We start from the raw sequence: 23211 nt of genomic DNA on the forward strand, positions 1-23211 counted from the left end.
ATGTGTTTATTGTTGCTGACGAGAGGTGGATTTCCGCTTCTTGAAAAAGAACAGATCGCGCAGCGAATGGAAATCTCGTTTTAATTGTATGCCGACGCCCTGCGTGGAGAGCGTGGACTTCGAGAAGTAGCGATCGTTGGTTTCGCTGTATGCTTTGAGATTGACAGAGCCCGAGGGCGTGAGCAGATAGTGTACGTCGAAGTCGCCCACAAAATTGGTCGTTGCGGCTTGGCGTTCATGATAACCGACTTTTCCATTGACCAAAAGGCGATTGTTGAGCAGTCGGCCGGAGAGAGAACCGTCTACTTCCATGTCGCTCCAACCGAGTTGGCCGGTGGCTACGTTGGCACCGAATGTCCAATTCGACGATCCTACGGCGTTGGAGAGAATGTTGTTGATTTGAGCCGAAAGGGTGCTTGATAGCAGGGACTTCATCATGATGGAAGATTGAGATTGTCCGCCGGCAGAGGCCGTGGCGGCGTAGTTGTAGGTAAAAAAACGACCTACGCCCAAGAGGTAGAGCACTTGCATCGTCCGATCTTCTTCGGAAGCCATCATGCTACGCACCATCATCTTTTCATCTTCGCCTACATTGGGGAGATCGAAATCAAGTCCCAAGTTCATATTGCTGACCTTTCCGGTGAAGTGAATCAAGCAGTTTACGGGCGTGGGATTGTTGTTGAAACCGCTGCCGATGTTGAGGTCGGCCAGTGAGGCGGAATTGACGAGGTATGAGGCTTTCACATCGACGTCGGCATTGAGAGGGTCGCCGGAAAAACTGACGGTGCCGCCGGGTAGAAGGGTGAAGTTCTTTTTGATCAGATTTTGAATGCTTAAATCATAATTTCCGTGGCGCACATTGTAGACTCCAAACATGCGAAATGCCCCTTTATTGTAGTAGGACGCACGAATGGGGCCGCTACCGTGGGTGGTGATCACATCGCCGCTTTTTATATCGGTGATCATTCGCAATTTGGAAGAGGGTTGCACATTTACTTCCAAATTCAGACGGATGTCGGTTTTGCTTTCCGGCTCCCCGTCAGCCGATGTTTCGGCATTTGGTGATGCTGCGAAATTCGAGATATGACGTTGGGTGGAGAGATCACGGAACGTGACCAACTTGCGATCGGCCTCTTCGGGAGAATCCAAGATGTAAGTAAGAACGCTTCCGTCATCGGTGGCTACTTGAATATCGGCGTCCATTCGCCCCGGACTTCCGGAGATCTTTACCTTTCCACTGCCGAAAGCTGTGGCATAGAAAGGCATATCGAGTTCGTAAGGACGATCGTAGAGTTTGATGCGGTTACCGCTCATGGAAAAATCATAAGAAATCTCTCGAAGATGACGGTGGTTTAGCTTGCCGCTGATCGTTCCGCTTCCGTCGATGCTGTCGGTGAGCAGTGCGTTGGTCAGATTAAACTCTCCCGGAGCTATTTTTACTTCGGCTTCATGAAGGTGGTAGGTCACTCCGGTGACGGGGATTTTGGCGGAGGCGGTGGCACGTTCCTTTCCCTCGAAATCAATGGCTTTGAAAGATCCGAAAATGCGGCACCTGCCTGTGCTTCGGCCACGAATGTCGTGAAAAATGTCGTCGATGTATTGGTTGAGAAAAGCTATCGGAGTGTTTTCGCTCTCGACTTGCAGGTCGAGTGCCTTTTTCCCTAAGCTCACGAAACCTTTGACGTTGGTGTGTCCGATGTCGGCCTCTTTGATTCGTGCATCCAAGTTAATGGTTTGCTCTCTTCCGTCAAAGCCTCCTTGAATTTCGGCGTGGCCGAGAAAAGTGTTGTTGAAACGGAAATGAGGGATGTCGAGATAGGCAAGGAGTTGCAGATTGCCGTCCAATCCGGGGCGAAGAATGCCGCGTCCCGTGGCACGACCTCCGAAAGTGACCACATCGAGGCCGGTAAGGGCAAGGGCATAGCCGACATCAACTTTGCGCAGGTCGACCACGATGCCGTCACTGCCTTGGGCATAAGCTCCGGCAATGGAGAGGTGTTGGTCGGCATGGGCAATGGAAAGATTGGAGATGCTCAGTCGATCGTTGCCGTAGATCACTCGTCCCGGTTTGACTTCCCAAAGGCTGTCGTTGATGCAGATGTTGGTAGGAAGTATTTCGGTTGTGAATTCTATCTTTTCTCTCCGTCCGGCTTGTGGGAAATGGATATTGGTATTACTGGCGATTTTACCATGAAAACGTTGGCGCAAACTTTCTTTCCATTGGAGGTAACTGTGAAGCTGTCCGTTCTGTGTTTTTGCTCCCAACTCTATTTTCACTTCGGCATCTTTGAGATGCTTTTCGGCTTTTGCCAAAATTTGCAGACTATCTCCTTGGTTGCGTGCAACAATAGACAGATTGTTGAGATTGAAATTACCGATTTTTAGGTGTGGTGCCGACCCGGCGAGGCGGATGGATTCCCCCTTGTCGAAAATGCCTCCCTCCACTACAATGGGACGCTCCGCCTCGATGTCTATTTTCAAGATACGTTTCAAAAAGTCAGTGCGCTTAATGGCCAAGGAGAGCGAGAGGTCGGTGTGAGGTGAATGCACGGCGAGCGACGCAGGGAAAGCGTTTGGCGTTTTGTACTCCATCTGTCGGGTGAGGCTTGCCATAAGTTGGGCAATGTTGTGCTTGAAGTCTTGCAGATCGGTAAAGCCCTCAATACCCAATTCTGCAAAATCTCCGGTTAACAGAAGACGATTGCCGTGAGTTTGGGGGAGGCTTGAAAAGTCAAGTTTCTCCAAGTAATAAGGAACAATGTTGGGGGCATCTCCTTGCAGCGTGAGATGTTTGATGCACAAGTGTGCCGTAGGGAGAGGGGCTTGCAGTTGGTCGATTTCGGCTTGCGCTTGAAAGGAAAAGACGCCGTTGTTCCAACGTGAAGTCAGACCGAGTTGAGAAGGAACAAGACGGGACACTTGCACATCGGCTTTCAGCCGAGAGGGCTGCCGGTTGGCATTCAGCACCCCGGAAATGGTGGCATTCAAATCTATTGCAGGATCTTTGAAGTCGAAGACAAGATTTGCGTGTTCTTTCCGCAGGGTTAGCTCGGTGGAAAGTTGATGTAAAGTTTTGCCGTCTGCAATGGCCTTGTGAATGTCGAGCCGAGCTTGACACTCAATGCCTTTCTGTTGCGGAAATCCGATGGTTCCTTGCAGTTGAAAATCAACAAAGGTGGGGATATTCTTGTGCTTGATGAAAAGGGAGGGATTGAAATCTTTCGAAGAAATGACGCCTTCCAACTCGCGATCTTTATAGGTCACGTCCACAGCGAGAAGACCGGCCTCCGTACTTAAATCACCTTTTAATAAAACCTTGTTTTTAAGGGTATAATCTATTTTTCCTTGAAGTGACAGTTCTCCTGCATCGAGCAACCATTGGGGCATCGGAGCGGAGAGCATGGCAACGTAGTTTTTCCGTATGAATGCCGGTTTGATTTCTGCTTTCTCGAAGAGGCTTTCAATTCGCAAAACACCAGTCCGGTTTTTGTGAACGACAAGATCCGTGTGCAATGCGAGAGTACCGTCTTGGTTGAAGATTTTCAAGTCCCGAACCTTTATTTGATGCGGTGCAATGGTATAGAGCGCGGAGATCTTTGCTCTTTCTTTTATTTTTTTCAGAGAGGGAATGAAAGGCGCCAAATCTTCTGTCGATAAAATAACGTCGCGCAACGCTCCGGAAAGGGTTAAACTGCTGTATAACGTGTGGAAATCGGTCGCGTCATATCGTGCCGAGAGTTCTTTTTCTCGTATTTCGGAGCGCGAGGTTTTCAACACAAAATCTCTAATGCTGCATTGTGAGCGATTGGCCACAATCTTCATGCGCAGTTCTTGTAAAGATACACCGCACGATTCTTGTGCTTGCAGGTGTCGCACGCGTAGGTTAAGGCTGTCGTTCGTCAAGTGCTTCAAGCTCAGATTGGCATCAATCCCCGTAAGACGAATGTGGTCGGCAGAAAAACAACCGGAGGAAGGGCGCGAAGTATTCCAATCGTTGTAACTCAATTCGCATCTGCGCATGATGAGTGAATTGATGCGCAGGTTGAGCGAGGTTTCGCGTCCTTCATCTCCTTGAAGAGCATCTAAGATGTACTGAAAGTTGGTTCTGCCTTTTCCTTTATTTTTATAGAGCGAAATGTGTGCGTCGAGCAAAGCGACGTTGCGAATGGAGATTTGTCGACGAATCAGTGAACTTATTTCTAATTTAAGAAACAACAACTTACTGTTTATAAACTCCTTATGATTTCTATCTTTGACGGTTATGTCATGTATGGAAATGCTGTTGAACAGTCCGACTTTTACGTTCCCGATTTCTACGTCTGAATGTATTTTGTCTTCCAGCAGCATTTCAATTTCATCGGCCAACCATCTTTGCACACCCGACGAATCGAGCGCGAAAAGCAAGAGCGTGTAAGAAGCCACAAGGCAACCCAACGTCCATTGGAAGAGCAGGCGGAAAGAAACTTTTCTCATAGATCGCAACTGAAAAATAATCACTTTTTGCTTCGACGATTTAAGTCTATGAGATAGGAGAACTTACAAACAAGACTATTGTGTGCAGATCTGGAAAAAGGGTCTTTCTTGGCATTGTTGAAGAAGTCGGCAAGTCCGTAGTAGTAGCGTATGTCCAAAAGGAAATGCCCTAATCCTGTGGTCAATTCTACCCCCAATCCTCCGACAATTCCATAGTCTACACGACGATCCAAGGGTTTGCCGTATTGTGCATAGACATTATTTCCGCGATCGGGCACGATTTGTCCCAAAAGTTCTTTGGTCGTTAATACGGAGGAGCGCAGTTCATATTCTTTCAAAGCAAATCCTATCTGAGGTCCTGCCAACAAGAACCCCTTCAAACCTCTTTCTTCTTTTCCCAAACCCAAACTTGCCAACATCGGAACTTGTAAATAATCGATGCGACGCTCGTAGGTGTCAGGAAGTTTCACATTGGAAGAGGAGTAGATGTCTTCTTTCCAACCCAAGCGAGCGTAGTTGATTTCCATTTGTATCGCACATAGAAGATCAAAGTATTTTTCACTTGTATATCTTGCAGTTATCCCCGCCGTGGGAGCATTGAAGTAAGTTTGCCGGATGTTGGGAGTAAACAAAACTTTATTAAACCCTACGCCTCCGTTGAAACCGGCCACCCAATTGTTGCGCGGCGATCCGACTTGTGCGGAAACTATCTGTTGGAAAAGCAGAAACAGAAGGGAGAAAAGGGCAGATCTATACATATCTGTTAGAGGCGTGAATGTTGATTTGTTTGACACGCGAAGATACGCAAAAATCCTTGTTTTAACTCCATGAGAGAATGAAAAAGAGCATGAACTCCTTGTTTTAGTAATGCTTACCTTTTGATTTTGAAAAGAATTTGCTAATTTTGCGGCAATTTTGTAGCGATTTTGTGGCATATTCTTGAACTTTTCATTATTCCCTTGATCGATGAAATCATCAACAATGCCCTATTAGGTTAAAACGTATCGAACTATGAATATATCTTATAAATGGCTGAAAGAATTTGTCGATTTCGACATGACAGCCGAAGAAGTTGCGGTTGCACTCACCTCTATCGGGCTCGAAGTGGGAGGAGTGGAAGAAGTACAAACCATTCGCGGCGGCTTAAAAGGCCTTGTCGTGGGACATGTATTGACCTGCGAAGCTCATCCCAATTCCGATCACATGCATGTCACCACGGTAGATTTGGGCAATGGCGAAGCTCCGACCCAAATCGTTTGTGGCGCACACAATGTGGCCGCCGGACAAAAAGTAATTGTGGCCACAATGGGCGCAAAACTATATGATGGCGATCAGGAGTTTACCATAAAGAAATCGAAACTTCGTGGTGTGGAAAGTTTCGGCATGATTTGCGCGGAAGACGAAATCGGTGTCGGTACGAACCATGACGGAATTATGGTGTTGCCCACAGAGACGACGGTGGGAATGCCGGCGGCAGAATATTTCGGTCTCGAAAGCGATTTCCTCATCGAAGTAGACATCACCCCCAACAGAGCGGACGCCTGCTCTCATTGGGGAGTGGCACGCGACCTTTATGCCTATTTGGTGCGCAACGGAAAGGAAACGGCTCTTCATCGCCCGACGGCAGAAAAATTTGTCGTGGACAACGAATCCTTGCCGATTGCCATTGAGGTGGAAAACCAAGAAGCTTGTCCGCGCTATTGTGCCGTTACGCTGAAAGGATGCGAAGTGAAAGACAGTCCGAAGTGGTTGCAAGACAAACTGATCTCGATCGGTTTGCGCCCCATCAATAACATTGTGGACATCACAAACTATATCATGATGGCCTACGGACAACCTCTGCATTGTTTTGATGCAGACATGGTGACCGGCCGGATCGTTCGAGTGAAGACATTGCCGGAAGGAACCAAGTTTACGACACTTGACGGAGAAGAGCACACGCTTTCAAATCGCGATTTGGCGATTTGCAATGCCGAAGAAGCGATGTGCATTGCCGGAGTGTTTGGCGGAAAAGGCAGCGGCACGTATGAAAACACAACCAACGTGCTTTTTGAAAGTGCCTATTTTCACCCGACATGGATCCGAAAGAGTGCCCGCAGACACGGTTTGAACACAGATGCGTCTTTCCGATTTGAGCGCGGCATAGATCCCGACGGACAGCTTTATGCGCTTAAACAAGCCGCTATCTTGGCAAAAGAGCTTGCCGGAGGAGAAATAGCAATGCAGATTGCCGACGTAGTATCGCCCGACTTGGTAAAATCTTTCGAAGTGGAGTTGGAATACACATATGTGAATGAAGTGATCGGCAAGGAGATTTCCGCCGAACTGGTCAAAACCATTCTTTCTTCGCTCGACATCAAAATCGTGAAGGAAACTTCCACGGGACTTTCGCTCGAAATACCGGCTTATCGCGTGGATGTCCAGCGTCCTTGCGATGTGGTTGAGGAGATTTTGAGAATTTACGGATACAACAACGTCGAAATTCCGACAAGCGTCAAGTCGTCGCTGACGATCAAGGGGGCTTGCGACAAAAGCTACCAACTTCAAACTTTAATCAGCGAGCAACTCGTAGGCAGCGGCTTTCACGAAATCTTAAACAACTCCCTGACGCGAGAAGCCTACTATCAAAATCTGCAAACTTACGCTTCCGAGCATCTTGTTCGTCTCATGAACCCACTTTCCGGAGATCTGAATGTGATGCGTCAAACACTGCTTTTCGGAGGTCTTGAAAGCATTGCCCACAATGCCAATCGTAAAGCAGCCAATCTGCGCTTCTTCGAGTTTGGAAATTGTTATCGTTACGACGCCGAACGCAAACAGGCCGAAAAAGTACTTTCTCCTTATTCCGAAGAACTTCACCTCGGGCTGTGGCTCACGGGAAACCGCGTGGAAGGCTCATGGGCGCATCAGACGGAGGCTTCAACCGTCTACGAGCTGAAAGCCTATGCCATGAATATTTTATTGCGTTTGGGCATTTCTCTGAACGGTCTTGTCGTTGCAGATGGCAAGAACGACATTTTCTCGAAAAGCATATCTGTGACCGATCGCAACGGAAAACTGTTGTTGGAACTCGGATTGATCAGAAAAGCAATATTGCTTGAAACGGGAGTTGAGCAGGGCGTCTTTTTTGCCGAGTTCAACTGGACGGCATTGCTTAAAAAGCTCTCTAAAAAGGACATTTCTTTCAAAGAGCTGTCCAAATTCCCCACGGTTCGCCGTGACCTTGCTTTACTCTTGGATCGCGAGGTGACTTTCGGAGAAATCGAACGTATCGCCTTGGCCACCGAGAAAAAACTCTTGAAGCGTGTGGAACTCTTCGACGTCTATGAAGGCAAAAACTTGGAAGCCGGAAAGAAGAGCTATGCCGTCACCTTCATCTTACAAGACGAAACCAAGACGATGAACGATAAGCAAACCGAAGCTATCATGAGCAAAATCATCGCTCAGCTCGAAAAACAACTCGGTGCCGTTTTGCGCGGATAATCGTATCTCAATGTAGAACCATATCATTCTAATCAAACTACAAATCTCATGGGAAGAGCATTTGAATATCGTAAAGCAGCCAAAATGAAACGTTGGGGCCACATGGCTCGCACGTTTACCAAAATCGGCAAACAAATAGCAGTGGCCGTTAAGGCCGGCGGCCCCGACCCCGAAACCAACCCTACGCTTCGTGCCATCATTGCCACGGCAAAACGTGAGAACATGCCGAAAGACAACATCGATCGTGCCATTAAAAATGCAATGGGAAAAGACCAGAGTGACTATAAAACCATGACCTATGAGGGATATGGCCCTCACGGCATTGCAGTTTTTGTAGATACACTCACCGACAATCCGACTCGTACGGTTGGAGACGTGCGCTCTGTTTTCAATAAATTCAGCGGAAACCTCGGTACAATGGGGTCTTTGGCTTTTCTTTTCGACCATAAATGTGTGTTTGCCTTCAAAAAGACAGAAGGCATAGATATGGAAGAAATGATCCTTGATCTTATCGACTACGGAGTGGAAGACGAGTTTGATGAAGACGAAGAAGAGGGCACAATCACCATTTACGGAGACCCGAAATCGTTCAGCGAGATCCAAAAGCATTTGGAAAGCGAAGGCTTCGAAATCGTCAGTGCGGAATTTACTTACATTCCCAATGACTTGAAAGACGTGACGGCCGAACAACGTGAAACAATCGACAAAATGGTGGAGCGTCTTGAAGATTTCGATGATGTACAAAATGTGTACACCAATATGAAACCGGAAGAATAAATTTCTCTTACGTCTTTATTGCAATCAAAAAAGACAACGAGTAGTTTTTCCTTTTTGATGTCCGATAAAAGTTTTTCAACAACAAAACTTTTATCGGACACTCATTTTTTGCAGTTTTTCTGTCAAGACAAAGCGATACAACTCTCAGCTTTTTCCACCCAATAAACCTTTATAGTGACGACTAAGTGGGAACCGGTGAAATTTAGGTCAGTGATAGATTTTTCTACTCGTTACTCCGTTTCATCTACTCCTTGGGTAAGATGCGTTCCGACGCATCAAGGAATATCGGGAGAAGCCGAAGAAGAGATGAGATCATTCTTCGCAAGAAAAAAGCAACTTTCAGCCTATACAGGGAGTTTTTCTTCTTTTTATCTACATTGTCTACACTACCCTCCTTAAATCGCAGATATATAAATCGTTGCGAATGTAGACAATGCGAAAAATAACCTACATTCGTCGTTGCAACCTACACGCAGTATCAGAAAAGGCGTGCAGATGCTCGAATATCGCCCATGTAGGCTGTGTAGGTTTTGGCAAAATCCATCTACATCTCTTTCTATCTGTTTATCATAGAGTTAAATTCTTTCAGTGTATATCGAGATGCAGCCATATACACTTGTATGTCATTGAATTTCAGCGACGTGTAAGGTACTGTGTAGGTTTTTGACGATTTCGCGAAAAGAACATTGGAGAAGTCCGGAAAATGAGCCATGCCCCCCCCCCTAAAAACCACATGATATGTAGCCAAGGTATGTTCAGGTACATCACGGAAAATTGATTGGACGAGGCGGCTTGCTTTTTGAAAAAGAAAGCCCGAAGCTACATCACACAGAGCTTCGGGCAAGATGCCATACGATTTGAATTTGCCGACAACTATATCTCTTTTCGTCGGAAAAACCAAAAGTGACAAAAACATAAATTGCCGTTTTGCACATTCTTTTTTCAATAAGAGAAAGTGTGTACAAAACGACAATATCATCGCATCAGCGACAGCATCTTTTCGGAAAAAGACAGCTATCGTTTCTCAACGGCTTTCAGCATTTCTTTGACTGCGGTTTCAAGTTGGCGATCAATGCCGGCGGCCACCTCTTCGGGAGAATTGTAGACCTCTATGTCGGGCATGAGCTGAGTGTTTTCACCGAATACACCTTTCATGTCGCGCACTCCGACCTGCGGAATGCCGAAAACAATGGAGGGGTCTATCTGGCGTTCCCACCAAACAGCCGTCATGGTGCCGGGAATGGGAGCACCGATAATTTTCCCAATGTTCAATTCACGATAAATCACCGGAAAACCGGAAGCATTGCTGTAATTATCTTCACACACCAGCAGACACGAGGGTTTCAACCACTTGTTGAAAGGATCGGAGCCGATGTATTGTCCACGAACGACAAACTGTTGATATTCTTTACCGCCCAACAATGTGACAAGATCATCATGAAGCCAGCCGCCTCCATTATGGCGGGTATCGACGATGACGGCCTCTTTTTGTCGATTCTTATCGGAAAGCAATTTGCTATATACCTCGCGGAAACTGGGGCTGTTCATCCCTTCCACGTGCACGTATGCAATTTTTCCTCCCGAAAGGCTGTCTACCATGGCTTCGTTGCGCTTCACCCAACGCTTGTAGAGCAGGTCTTCTTGTTTGTCGAAACCTATTGCACGAACTTCCACAGTGAAACGTTTGTTTTTCTTCGGATCGAAAATTCCGACTCGGACTTTTTTGTTTTGTTTTCCTTCGAGAAGGGGAAAATAATCCATACCGGCAATTATGGTCGTTCCATCGATGCTCTCAATGATGCAACCGGGATGCACATCGGTTTTCTTCACAGAGAAAGGGCCTCGTGCCATTACTTCTTTTACAAGAAGTCCGTCGCCTCGATATTTTTCGTCGAAAAACAGTCCTAAACTTGCTGTCCCCAACGTGCCTTCCGGTGCTCTGTAACGCGCACCGGTGTGAGAGGCATTGAGTTCTCCGAGAAGTTCGCTCAGCAATTCCGCAAAGTCATAATTGTTGTTGATGGAAGGGAGGAAGCGGCGATAGCTTTCGCGATAGAAATCCCAATCGGTGTCGTGGAGATCGGATTGATAGAATTTGTCTTTCACCTGTTGCCAAGCATGATCGAAGATGTAGTTCCGCTCATCGGCGGGGCGATAGTCGAAATTGGCTTCAAACTTGACGTCGGTGGTTGCTCCGTTTTTGGCGTTGATTTTCTTGATGCCGTTATTGGTCGTGAAAATGTATTCGCCTTTGCGATCGAGGTGCAAAGCTCCTCCACCTGCTTTTTTTGACAATATGCGTGTTTGATTTTCTTTCAAATCATGTTCCCACAAGTCATAGCCACTTTCGAACGCCGCCTGATAGTAGAATTTGTCTCCTTTCGGCGTGAGCACCCCGTCTCCCAAACGAGAAGAATTGACGGTGAGGCGGACGATGCGGTCGAATCTGTTTTCAAGATCCAAATTGAGTTGTTTTTTCGCATCCGTGGTGTCTGCTTCGCTTTTTGTCGATTGAGATTTTTCTTTTTCGTTTTTCTTTTTCTGATTTTCTTGCTGTTTCTTTTGCTCTTCCTTTGCGAGGGCTTCCATTGCCAACTCCTCTTTGTTCATGTGGAAGCGTTCATAGGCATCGAGATCGAAGAACATGAGATAATAGTCTTTCTCCGCTCCCCAACTGCCGTGACTGCGATAGCCGGCACGATCGCTTTTCCAAAGCATCGCTTTACCGCCGAGCACCCAACAAGGGTCGGTGTCGCTGTATCCGCTTTCGGTCAGATTGACAACAGGCTTTTTCCCCGCGGCATCGATAAGGGCGATGTCTTTGTTGTTCCAGCCTCCGTTACCGATATATCCGGAGAGCAAGTAGCGACTGTCGGGGCTCCATTGAAAACTTTGGTCGCCATCGACATAAGAGTATTCATACTTGCCCTCCATGACCGTGTGTACTTTCTTGGTTTTGAGATTAAGCACACGAAGAGTGGTTCTATTTTCCAAAAACGCCAACTGCTTGCCGTCCGGACTGTATGCGGGCTTGAATGATGTATTTTTGCTTTTCACCAACTGCTCTTCTTTCAACTCTTCGGCATAGGCAAAAAATTTGTCTTCTTTTTTGACAATGGAAGATTGATAGATCTGCCACAATCCGTTTCGCTCGGAAGCATAGGCCAAATGCTTACCGTCGGGTGAGAAACAGAGATTTCTCTCCTGCTCCGGTGTGTTGGTGACGCGCCGTGTCGTGTTGTACTCCACAGAAGTGACATAGACATCTCCGTGAAGAATAAAAGCGACCTCTTTCTCACTCGGCGAAAGTGCGATTTCGGTTGCTCCGCCTGCACGTATCTGTCGAATCAGGTCTTTGTCCGTTTTGTCGGTGAGAATGCGAATGTCCACCTTTTGAGGTGTTTTCCCCTCTTTCAGCGTGTAAATGCTTCCGTCGTAACCATAGCATAAGGTTCCGTCGTCGGCAATGGAAAGAAAGCGAACGGGATGTTTTTTGTATTGAGTGAGCCCCTTGGGCATGCCGCCATCGACAGAGCGTTTCATCACGTTGAAAGTTCCACTCTCTTCACTCAAATAATAGAAGAAGCGGCCATCGGGACTCCATACGGGTGAACGATCTTCGCCGGCAAAGTAAGTCAGTCGGACATAAGAGGAAAATCCCTTTTTATCCGAAGAGCATCGCCAAATATCACGTGCGATGCTCGAAGTTTGATGCTTTCTCCACGGATCTTCGTAGCCTTTCTTGTCGTGAAACAGAAATTGCTTTCCGTCACGGCTTACACTGATGTCTTCCATTGGGAGAGTGGAAAAGAGCGTAGGGCGACCGCCCTTTGTGCTGACGGCATAGACTTGTGAGAAAGAGGGGCTTGCAAACTGTATGCTTTGCGATGCAGGAAGGCCATAGGCTGCATACAGCACCGTATCGTTATCCTTGAAAGTTATGGGGTACTCTTTCCCGGAATGGGTGGTAAGACGCATGGGAGCTCCCCCCTCTTTGTCTACAATAAAAACATCCCAACTACCCATTCGATCAGAAGAAAAAGCTAACTTTTTGCCATCGGGACTCCATACCGGGCGAGAATCATAGGCTGCATTAGAGGTGATTTGCAGAGCACGTCCGCCTGCGGAGGGCACGGTATAGATGTCTCCTTGATAACAAAAAGCAATGGTTCGCCCATCGGGCGAAAGAGCCGGATAACGCAACCATTGCGCGTCTTTCTCTGCCGTTTGAGCCGACAACACCATGGTCGTCATCAGAAAGGACAGAGAGAAAAGGGATTTCTTCATGTTCATGAGCAATTTTCAAAAATTAGAAGTTACTATATTCTTTTCTTTAATACGATTTGAACAGACAGACAAGGCATCTCCTTGGCTATTTTTTAAGGATAGAGGTCTGGGGATGACGCACCCCGGAGGATGAAGTCAAAAATGCTTTGGCCGTTCCGAAATTGAGATTCATGTCCAAACGAACCGGCAAGTGATTGGCGTCATCGGTGATGTAAAACTTAACGATTTCATTCTCTTTGTCCCCTTCTTTTTCCATAAACGAGAAAACAAGACAGCGATAGGTTGTCCCGGTACTTTCGACCTTATGGTTCTCCTTGCCGCGATAAACAATGCTTTGTCGTTCACACTTCTTGCCATCGGCCATCATGAAATATTGCCGCGTTCCCACCTTCCAACTCGCGGGATCGTAAGAACGGGCTCTGAGCATCATTGCGATCATATCATAGGCACATTCGGAAAACGAAGCAATGGAAGGATTGTTTGCTCCATGGTTTCTGATGTAATTCATTTTCAGATGACATTTGCCATTGCTATATTCGTACTTGACTTCATCTACACGAAACTGACTGCCTTCGTGTGCGCGCTTAGTGTAATACAACGGAGTAACGTTGAGGTCGGTGTAGGACGTCAGAGTGTCGCGCATGACAAAGAAACGATCGGCACGCTTATTCGTGGACGTGATCAGATGAGTGCGGTAAGCCTGCTTTCCCGCATATTTGGCTTTCCGAATATCCCATTGCGCCGTTCCGACCTTGATCCAAATAAAACTCCAATTAAAATAAAGATCGTATTTCAACAATTCTCCTTCGGAGAAGGCGGTGTTAGGTGCTCCGCATTGTGCATGAGATACTCCCCAACCCAAACAAAAGACAAGAAGAAAAAGAATGTTTTTTTTCATAAGAAAGCAAGAAGAAGCAAAGAACGGAATGGATAACTCGGCAAAAATAGGTGAACTTTACAGAATGTACAAACCGATAAAGATTGTTTAAGAGAAAATGGAATTAACTCTTTTCTTTTTGAAGTTTATTGTGTCGTGCCAATTCGTAGTTGTTTCGGAGGTTATGATAAATCGCATAAAACCCACCGGCTATCGAACTGACGGGATCAAAAAAGGTATAGCCGACCCAAATCAGGAAAACCGTGTTTTTTTGCCCCAAAGCCTGAGCCGAAGCGATAGGGCTGTTGTAGCGAACGCCAACTTTTCTGCCGAAATAAAATTGTACGCAACAAGTCAGCAAACTAACAACGGAAATGCCTATCGGTATCCACCATGTCGTCGGAGTTGAAACAAGCGATCTGATACTGACGGCAATAGCCAAAGCCAAGCTCACTGCCCAAAGATAAAATGCAAAATCTTTCAACCCGAGAAGGAAAAGGTGCAGTTTCTTGAAAAAAAGGCGTACCGTCATCGCAACGAGAAACGGAAGTATCAATATCGGAAAGATTTTAGCCACAATGAGATAAAACGAATGGACAAACGACATCGAAGGATGGACATGAAACAGCGGGGCAATCATAGGAACAGCCAAGGCGACCATGAGATTGCTCAACAGCGTATAGGTGGTGATCCCTTCGACATCCCCCCGGAGTTTGGAAGTGACAACGGCTGCTGCCGTCGCCGTTGGGCAAAGCAAACAAAGAAGGGCGGCTTCCGACAAAGGAAGATATTCGGGATTCGGGAAAAGGAGAAACAATGCGACAATCAAACCCGCTCCCAACAGTTGAAAAAGCAGAAGAAAAACATGCCATTTTCTAAACGACAGACGTCGCGGATCTACTTTACAAAAAGTGATGAACAACATAAAAAAAATCAATGTCGGTTGCAGCCATCCGACAATCGTCGAAATCTCATGATCTGCCGAAGGCGGAAGGCTTCTCCAAAGACAATAAATTCCGCCTCCCGCCAACATTGAAACAGCGAGCACCCATGTGCGCAGAAATCGTAACAAAGGCTTCATGCAGTTTTTAAGTATTCTGAAACGCGAATGGAAATTCACGCCCCAAAGTTCTTTTCGAGTTTAAGCATTTCATCACGCAACTGTGCCGCCATGATAAAATCGAGTTCTTCGGCAGCTTTTTTCATTGCGGTTCGCAAAATTTCTATACGAGCCTTTCTCTCATCTTCCGAGAGGTTTTTCGCCTCGTCGGGCAATGAGGCTTTTTGTTTTCCGTTTTTTTGTTTTCCATAAGTCGCCGCTTCTTCTGCCACTTGCAACACATTTTTTTCAGCCGAAGAATAGGGAGAATAGGGAGAAAGCAACTCTCCTCCCCGTGCCTCAATACGCTCTTTACCGAGTTTTCCCAATTGACTCGGAGCAAGGCTCTTTTTCACTTGCTTGGGAGTGATTCCATGTTCAAGGTTATAGTTCATCTGTTTCAGACGACGACGATTGGTCTCATCTATGGTGAGTTGCATGCTTCTCGTGATTTTCTTGGCATACATGATCACCCGGCCATTCACATTTCGAGCAGCACGACCTGCCGTTTGTGTCATACTGCGCCGGTCACGCAAAAATCCCTCTTTATCGGCATCAAGAATAGCCACGAGGGCAACTTCGGGCAGATCAAGCCCCTCTCTAAGCAAATTGACACCCACCAACACTTGATAAACACCAAGACGAAGATCTTCCATAATCTGTACCCTCTCCAACGTGTCTACATCGGAATGAATATAGGCCGTTGAAATACCATAGCTCAAAAGATATTCCGACAATTCTTCTGCCATTCGCTTCGTGAGTGTCGTCACCAATACACGTTCGTCACGAGAAACGGCCAAACGTATTTCGTCTAAAAGATCGTCGACGGGAAAATCCGTATCTCTAACCTCTATCGGCGGATCCAACAAACCTGTCGGGCGAATGACTTGATCGACAAACACACCGCCCGCTTGTGCCAACTCATAATCATCGGGGGTAGCACTGACATAAATCACTTGTTTGGCCAGTTGCTGAAACTCTTCAAATTTCAACGGTCGATTGTCGAGTGCAGCCGGCAATCGGAACCCATAACTGACAAGGCTTTCTTTTCTCGAACGGTCACCTCCATACATTGCTCTGATCTGAGGCACAGAAACATGGCTTTCGTCAATCACGATCAAGAAATCTTCCGGAAAGAAATCCAACAAACAATAAGGTCGCGTTCCGGCGGCACGGTCGTCAAAGTAGCGAGAGTAGTTTTCTATTCCGGAACAATGTCCCAATTCACGAATCATCTCGATGTCATAGCTCACTCTCTCCTCTATGCGCTGAGCTTCAAGGTCTTTATGCTGTTCTTTGAAAAATGCCACTTGCTTCAACAAATCATCTTGAATTTGTCGTATGGCCACCTCTTGCATTTCTTTGGACGTTAAAAAAAGATTGGCCGGATAAATCTTATATTCGTCGAACGCTCCCATACGAATTCCGCTTGTGGCGTCCACTTCTTCAATGGAATCTATTTCATCTCCCCAAAAGTTGATGCGCAGCATATTGTCCGAATAAGCAAGAAAGACATCTACGGTATCTCCTTTCACACGAAAGTTTCCACGGCTCGGAGCGACATCATTGCGAGAATAAAGAGAATCAACCAGTCGACGGAGAAGTACATTCATGGCTATCACCTGACCGGTGCGCAAAAGAATGACATTTTCAAAAAAAGTGGCAGGGTTTCCCATACCATAAATACAACTGACAGAAGAAACGACCACAACATCTTTCCTCCCACTCAACAACGAAGAAGTGGCCGCCAATCGTAGTTTGTCAATGTCTTCATTGATGGCCAAATCTTTTTCGATGTAAGTATCCGTCGATGCGATATAGGCTTCCGGCTGATAATAATCGTAGTAGGAAACATAATATTCTACGGCATTATTGGGAAAGAATCCTTTCATTTCCGTATAGAGCTGTGCCGCAAGAGTTTTATTGTGGGATAAGATCAAAGTGGGTTTTCCCACATTGGCGATCACATTGGCGATCGTAAATGTCTTCCCCGATCCCGTTACTCCCAAAAGCACCTGCGCGGATTCGCCGGAACGCACACCTTCCGTCAGCTGACGAATAGCTTCCGGTTGATCTCCCATAGGAGCATAAGAAGAAATTAGTTGGAAATGTGCCATGAGAAAAACGAATTATCCGATGAGCCGGTATCTGTCGGAATATATAATCTGTCGGAAAGTATAACAGCAAGATATTATCCGGAGATAATATCTTGCCGAAAAAAGAATTGTCTGAAAGACTGCTATTTATTCATCGTCATCAAAAACTCTTCGTTGGAGATGCTGTTTTCAAGACGCTTTTTGACGAACTCCATTGCTTCCATACTACTCATGTCTGCCATGTAGTTACGCAGGATATACATGCGGTTGAGTGTCGTTTCATTGAGGAGTAAGTCGTCGCGACGCGTCGAACTCTGAATGAGATTGACGGCAGGAAATATCCGTTTGTTTGCCAAAGAGCGATCAAGCTGCAATTCCATGTTTCCCGTTCCCTTAAATTCTTCAAAAATAACTTCATCCATTTTAGATCCGGTGTCTATCAAAGCCGTTGCTATAATCGTTAGCGAACCACCATTTTCTATATTTCGTGCAGCTCCGAAAAATCTTTTGGGTTTTTGCAAGGCATTGGCATCGACCCCACCGGTAAGAATTTTTCCGGACGCCGGTGCCACAGTATTAAAAGCACGTGCCAATCGAGTGATAGAATCCAAGAAAATAACCACATCGTGGCCGCACTCTACCATTCGCTTTGCTTTTTCAAGCACCATTTGAGCGATACGGACGTGACGGGCGGCAGGTTCATCAAAAGTAGAAGCTATCACTTCGGCATTCACGGTACGTGCCATATCCGTAACCTCTTCGGGACGCTCATCAATCAGCAACATCATCAAATAAGTATCCGGATAATTGGCGGCAATCGCATTTGCGATCTGTTTCAACAAAATGGTTTTACCGGTTTTAGGCTGCGCAACGATAAGTGAACGCTGACCTTTGCCTATGGGAGAAAACAAATCTACTATTCGGCAGGCCAAAGGAGAAGCTCCATTATTGGAAAGTTTGAATTGTTCGTCGGGAAATAGAGGAGTCAGATGTTCGAATGCAACACGATCTCTTACCTCATGGGGTGCCAAACCGTTGATGCGTTGTATTTCGACGAGGGTAAAATACTTCTCTCCTTCACGAGGAATTTTGATTTTGCCTTCTATCACATCCCCCATTTTGAGAGCATGGGAGCGAATCTGATTCTGCGAAACATAGACATCGTCAGGCGATGGCATATAATTGTAATCAGCGGAACGCAAAAATCCCACACCTTGGTTGTCAACCTCCAACACTCCTCCGCCGTCAATGACAATATCTTGCATTGGCGGTTCCGGAACATGATGTGCCGTGGCAGTTTCCACACGCCGCTCTTGCAATCGGGGATTTACCAACACATCCTCTTTGAAACGGCGAAACTTATTGACCGAAACATTTTCGTGTGGATAATTGGAGGCCGAATTATATTCATCTTCCACAGAAACATCGGCCGCAAAATCATTGACATCAACAACCGGTATGTCATCCACGATGATAAAATCCGTTTTCACCCCCTCTTCAAAGTCGTTCTCCACCGAAGTTTCTTTGGTTTCGACGATAGTTTCCGCCTCTGCCATTTCAGCATTGTCTTCGGAAAGCTCTGCTTGCTTCTGTCGAAAATGCTCCGTAAGATCTTCCAATCCTACTGCCTCCTCCGTTTGACCGGCATGATGTTCCGTGTCTTCTTCGTTTTTTTGCTGACGAATTTGTTCTACAATAAAATCCGGTAATCCGTCATTTCCGGACACGGCATTAGGCGAAGCAACATCTGTCGGTGCCGCATCTGTTGCGATATCGTTTGCGGCATTTTCCTTTTCAAGAGTTTCTTCGGGCATGATCGTTTCAGCCTGATCCTGCTGTGCTTTCCGGGCTTGCTCTTTCGGCCGGGCTTGGCGAGTTTTTAGCTCCTCCGATTCTTGGGGAGCTATCTGCTCTTGCTTGGCAGAACGAGTTCTCTTTTTCTTTGTCGTGCTCGCAGCAGGAGTTTCTGTTCCCAACAAAGCCTGTGTTGCCATTGCATCGGCAGCTTTGGCTTTGGCGGCCACCAAACGTTTTGCCGCTCTCTCTTCCTTCGGCGTATCGAATCGCTCGCTATTTCCGGTCTGAGTGGCAGAATATACATGATCGGGGGCTTTCGCCACAATACGTCTGCGTTTGGGGGCTACTTCACTCTCGGCACTCAACACTTCGGCCTGAGCATCAAGAATTTTATAAACAAGTTTCTCTTTGGTCTCATCATCCTCTCGTGAAAGTTTCATTTCTCGGATAATGGTTTGGAGTTCTTGCACGTCCTTTTCGAGCAGTTGCTCTTTTGTATATTTATTGGACATGAGTAAATCGTTGGAATTGATATATAACATTTCCCCGACCTAAGAGTACACACTTTGCACTCTATGGGAGGAGAATTGAAAAGTTCGAAAGCTGGGGGATTACGTTTAACGGCGTATGAAGTGAAAATCTCGTCTACGTTCGATTTTCACGCTGCAAATTTATAACAATTCTGTGATACAAGAGAAATAAATCCTTACTTTTTTGTATTTTCGCCATTCAAAATGACAGATTAAATGGCCATTCCTTACTTAGATATTCAGCATTTAACGAAAAGTATCGGTGATTTGGTGCTTTTTGAAGACATTTCGTTCAGCGTGAGCGAAGGTCAGCGTGTGGGGCTCATTGCTCGAAACGGAGCAGGCAAATCGACATTGCTCTCCTTGATATCCGGAAAAGACGGAGCCGACAACGGTGAAATCATTTTTCAAAAAGGTTTACGAATAGGAATGCTCGAACAATCCCCCGACTTCTCTCCCGAAATGAGTGTCATAGAGGCCGTGAGCAGCCGTTTGAGAACGGAATTGTCGGCACTACTCATCTCGACAGAAGGGAAATCACTTCAAACACATACCGAAGCCTTTGACGCCGACGAGGAATGGTTTGACGTTCAGCTGCGCAGCAAACAGATTTTAACCCAACTCAAAATTCATGATTTGCAAAAGCCCATCGGTTTGTTATCCGGAGGACAACAAAAGCGTGTGGCATTGGCTTCGGTATTGATAGCCGACCCGGATCTTCTGATTTTGGACGAACCGACCAACCATCTCGATCTTGAAATGATAGAGTGGCTGGAAAAATATCTGCAACGCAACACCAAGGCTTTGCTTCTCGTCACCCACGACCGCTATTTTCTGGATCGTGTGTGTGATACCATCGTCGAACTCGAAGACCGCATCACCTACACCTATCGGGGAAACTATGAATACTATCTTGAAAAGCGAGATGAACGAATTGCAGCCACAAATGCCAATATCGACAGAGCACGCAATCTCTATCGTAAAGAATTGGACTGGATGCGCCGACAACCGCAGGCAAGAGCGCATAAAAGCCGTTCCCGAAAAGAGGCATTCTACATGCTTGAAGAGCAAGCACGCCGTCGCACCGAAGAACGCGCCGCTCGTCTTAATGTCAAGGCGAGCTACATCGGTTCAAAAATATTTGAAGCAGAATACGTTTCCAAATCTTTCGACGACGGCATCGTTATTCTTAAAGATTTCTATTATAATTTCTCACGCTTTGAGAAAATGGGTATCGTGGGCAATAACGGAACGGGAAAAAGTACTTTTATCAAAATGCTTTTGGGAAAGGTTCCTCCCACAAGCGGCCGTTTCGTCATTGGAGAAACCGTTCGCTTCGGTTATTTCTCACAAGAAGAAATGCCGGTTGATCCGCGAAAGAAAGTCATCGATGTTGTACGAGAGGTAGCAGAAGTTGTAGACCTCGGTGGCGGTCGAAAAATGACGGCAATGCAATTTCTCAACCATTTTCTTTTTCCACCTGCGCGACAACAAGATTTGGTCTACAAGCTCTCCGGAGGAGAACGCCGCAGACTTCAACTATGCCTTGTGCTGATGACTGCACCCAACTTCCTTATTCTTGACGAACCGACCAATGATTTGGATATTGCCACACTGCAACGTTTGGAAGAATATCTTGGCGATTTTCAAGGTTGCGTCATCGTCGTAAGCCACGATCGCTACTTCATGGATAAAGTGGTAGATCATTTGCTCGTTTTCAGAGGACAGGGGGTTGTTGAGGACTTTCCCGGAAACTATTCTCAATATCGCACATTCCAAGAACTTAAAGACGCCGACAAAAAAGAGGAGAAGAAAACGCACAACTCGTCGTCGCAAACCGGCAACTCTCGCAAACAGATACATGAAGGAAGTGACCGTAATCGCAAAAGACTAACCTTCAAAGAAAAAAAAGAATACGAAACCCTCGAAAAAGAAATAGATGCTCTCGAAAAAGAAAAAGCAGAAATTCATGCTGCTCTTTCTTCGGGAACGATCGACGTTGAGAACATCACCGTTCTGTCCAAACGATTGCCACAACTTGAAGAAGAATTGGACACAAAATCCACGCGTTGGCTCGAACTCTCCGAGTGGGTTTGAAAAATCTCTTTTTCCTTGAATTTTGTCCGACCATTTTCATCATTGACTGCTCAAAGCCGCTTCATTATTACGTTATGAAACCACTTGCCGAACGATTGCGCCCCACCACTCTCGACACCTATATCGGCCAACAACATCTTGTTGGTAAAGGTGCTGTTTTGCGTAATATGATCGAAGGGGGGCGTATTTCCTCTTTCATTCTGTGGGGGCCTCCCGGAGTGGGCAAAACCACCTTGGCCAAAATCATCGCCTATACCCTCAACACCCCTTTCTACACATTAAGTGCCGTCAATAGCGGCGTGAAAGAAGTGAGGGAGGTCATCACGAGAGCTAAAAGCACCCGGTTTTTCGACACCACCACACCGATACTTTTTATTGACGAAATCCACCGCTTCTCAAAATCGCAACAAGACTCCCTGCTTGCCGCCGTCGAAACCGGTGAAATCACACTGATCGGAGCAACGACGGAAAACCCCTCGTTCGAAGTCATTCGTCCCCTACTCTCTCGCTGCCAAGTGTATGTTCTGAAATCTTTGGGAAAGGAGGAGATGCTCTCTCTTCTGCATCACGCCGTCGCCCACGACATACTCCTAAAAGAGCGTGAGGTCAATATCAAAGAAACCGATGCACTGCTACGATACAGCGGAGGAGATGCCCGCAAATTGCTCAACATCATAGAGCTTCTTTTCAATTCCGCTCCGGAAGGGACATTGACGATTGATAATGACATCGTCACCGAACGCTTACAACAAAACCCCATGGCGTATGATAAAGACGGAGAAATGCACTATGACATCATCTCCGCCTTCATCAAAAGCATTCGCGGTAGCGACCCCGATGCCGCCCTCTACTGGCTGGCACGAATGATTGCAGGCGGTGAAGATCCTAAATTTATAGCACGACGACTGATCATCAGTGCGGCCGAAGACATTGGCCTTGCAAACCCCAATGCCCTCCTCATCGCCAATGCCGCCTTTGAGGCCGTAAACAAAATCGGTTGGCCGGAAGGGAGAATACCGCTGGCCGAGGCCACGATCTATCTGGCCGCTTCCGCAAAATCCAACAGTGCTTATCGAGCCATAGACGAAGCCTTGTCTTGGGTTGAAAAAAATGAGAATGCACCGGTGCCGCTCCACCTGAGAAACGCTCCCACCGATTTGATGAAAGAGCTAAACTATGGCGACAATTATATATATCCGCACGATTATCCCGATAATTTTGCCATTCAACAATACCTTCCCGATAATCTTCGGGATACTCATTTTTGGAATCCCTGCTCCAATCCCCAAGAAGACCGACTCACCACTCGGATGATACAACTTTGGCCTAAATGGGGAAAAAGAGGTTCTTCCTAAGCCCGCACACAATCATGCCCTGCATTCCCAATGAGTCTATCCACGCAGCACCACCCGGTAGCACATGGCGCGGGAAGTGCGTAAGGGTTTCAGACCGAGACCGCGGAGGATGCGGCCGAAACTGTTGGGCGTCATGCCGCGGAGAGCGGAGGGGAAAGCACGTTGGAGGGTGCGGAATATCTCGGTGGCCGAAAGAAGAGGACATTCTTCTTCGGGAAGAGGAAGACGGAAAACTTCCCAAAAGATTTCTGCCGCGGGAGAAGTGATTTGGAATGCCCGGTTGTGAGCTTGGAGCTCCGCCTCCTCTTCACGCGTGAGATGCGTGGGAAGTCCGGCGGAG

Annotated in this window: 12 protein-coding genes; 4 read left to right on the forward strand and 8 right to left on the reverse strand. The window is 46.6% G+C overall.

Annotated elements, in window-relative coordinates:
* Positions 1–6 precede the first annotated feature (6 nt).
* Positions 7–4473, reverse strand: a complete 4467-nt coding sequence (locus EII14_RS06685; RefSeq protein WP_124931774.1) for a translocation/assembly module TamB domain-containing protein — start codon at positions 4471–4473, stop codon at positions 7–9.
* 20 nt (positions 4474–4493) lie between these two features.
* Positions 4494–5231, reverse strand: a complete 738-nt coding sequence (locus EII14_RS06690; RefSeq protein ID WP_124931775.1) for a porin family protein — start codon at positions 5229–5231, stop codon at positions 4494–4496.
* A gap of 253 nt (positions 5232–5484) precedes the next feature.
* Here EII14_RS06690 and pheT point away from each other — a divergent pair, with 253 nt between their 5' ends.
* Both pheT and EII14_RS06700 read left to right on the forward strand, forming a co-directional pair.
* On the forward strand, positions 5485–7956 hold the full coding sequence (pheT, locus tag EII14_RS06695; RefSeq protein WP_124931776.1) for a phenylalanine--tRNA ligase subunit beta: 2472 nt from the start codon (positions 5485–5487) through the stop codon (positions 7954–7956).
* 48 nt (positions 7957–8004) lie between these two features.
* On the forward strand, positions 8005–8733 hold the full coding sequence (locus tag EII14_RS06700) for a YebC/PmpR family DNA-binding transcriptional regulator (protein WP_124931777.1): 729 nt from the start codon (positions 8005–8007) through the stop codon (positions 8731–8733).
* Between the two features lie 1014 nt (positions 8734–9747).
* On the opposite strand, the gene EII14_RS06705 is transcribed toward EII14_RS06700, so the two are convergent.
* The 5 genes from EII14_RS06705 to rho all read right to left on the reverse strand — a co-directional run bounded on the left by EII14_RS06705 (position 9748) and on the right by rho (position 19401).
* The gene (locus EII14_RS06705) at positions 9748–13020 is read right to left on the reverse strand and encodes a S41 family peptidase (protein WP_124931778.1); all 3273 of its coding nucleotides are present in this window, start codon (positions 13018–13020) and stop codon (positions 9748–9750) included.
* 85 nt (positions 13021–13105) lie between these two features.
* Complete coding sequence (locus EII14_RS06710; protein ID WP_124931779.1) at positions 13106–13918, reverse strand: DUF3108 domain-containing protein; 813 nt, start codon at positions 13916–13918, stop codon at positions 13106–13108.
* Positions 13919–14021: 103 nt separating this feature from the next.
* Positions 14022–14978 carry a transporter gene (locus EII14_RS06715; RefSeq protein WP_124931780.1) on the reverse strand — a complete coding sequence of 319 codons (957 nt, stop codon included), beginning with the start codon at positions 14976–14978 and terminating at the stop codon, positions 14022–14024.
* A gap of 35 nt (positions 14979–15013) precedes the next feature.
* A complete protein-coding gene (uvrB, locus tag EII14_RS06720) occupies positions 15014–17113 on the reverse strand; it encodes an excinuclease ABC subunit UvrB (protein ID WP_124931781.1) in 2100 nt (699 codons plus the stop codon).
* A gap of 122 nt (positions 17114–17235) precedes the next feature.
* The gene (rho, locus tag EII14_RS06725) at positions 17236–19401 is read right to left on the reverse strand and encodes a transcription termination factor Rho (RefSeq protein ID WP_124931782.1); all 2166 of its coding nucleotides are present in this window, start codon (positions 19399–19401) and stop codon (positions 17236–17238) included.
* A gap of 234 nt (positions 19402–19635) precedes the next feature.
* On the opposite strand from rho, the gene EII14_RS06730 reads away from it, so the two are divergent.
* Together EII14_RS06730 and EII14_RS06735 are read left to right on the forward strand one after the other, a co-directional pair.
* The gene (locus EII14_RS06730; protein ID WP_124931783.1) at positions 19636–21516 is read left to right on the forward strand and encodes an ABC-F family ATP-binding cassette domain-containing protein; all 1881 of its coding nucleotides are present in this window, start codon (positions 19636–19638) and stop codon (positions 21514–21516) included.
* Between the two features lie 74 nt (positions 21517–21590).
* On the forward strand, positions 21591–22871 hold the full coding sequence (locus EII14_RS06735) for a replication-associated recombination protein A (protein WP_124931784.1): 1281 nt from the start codon (positions 21591–21593) through the stop codon (positions 22869–22871).
* A gap of 36 nt (positions 22872–22907) precedes the next feature.
* On the opposite strand, the gene EII14_RS06740 is transcribed toward EII14_RS06735, so the two are convergent.
* A partial coding sequence (locus EII14_RS06740) for a DUF3874 domain-containing protein (RefSeq protein WP_199733882.1) occupies positions 22908–23211 on the reverse strand: 304 nt, incomplete at its 5' end.

Source organism: Alloprevotella sp. OH1205_COT-284 (assembly GCF_003859795.1).
Classification (GTDB): domain Bacteria; phylum Bacteroidota; class Bacteroidia; order Bacteroidales; family Bacteroidaceae; genus Alloprevotella.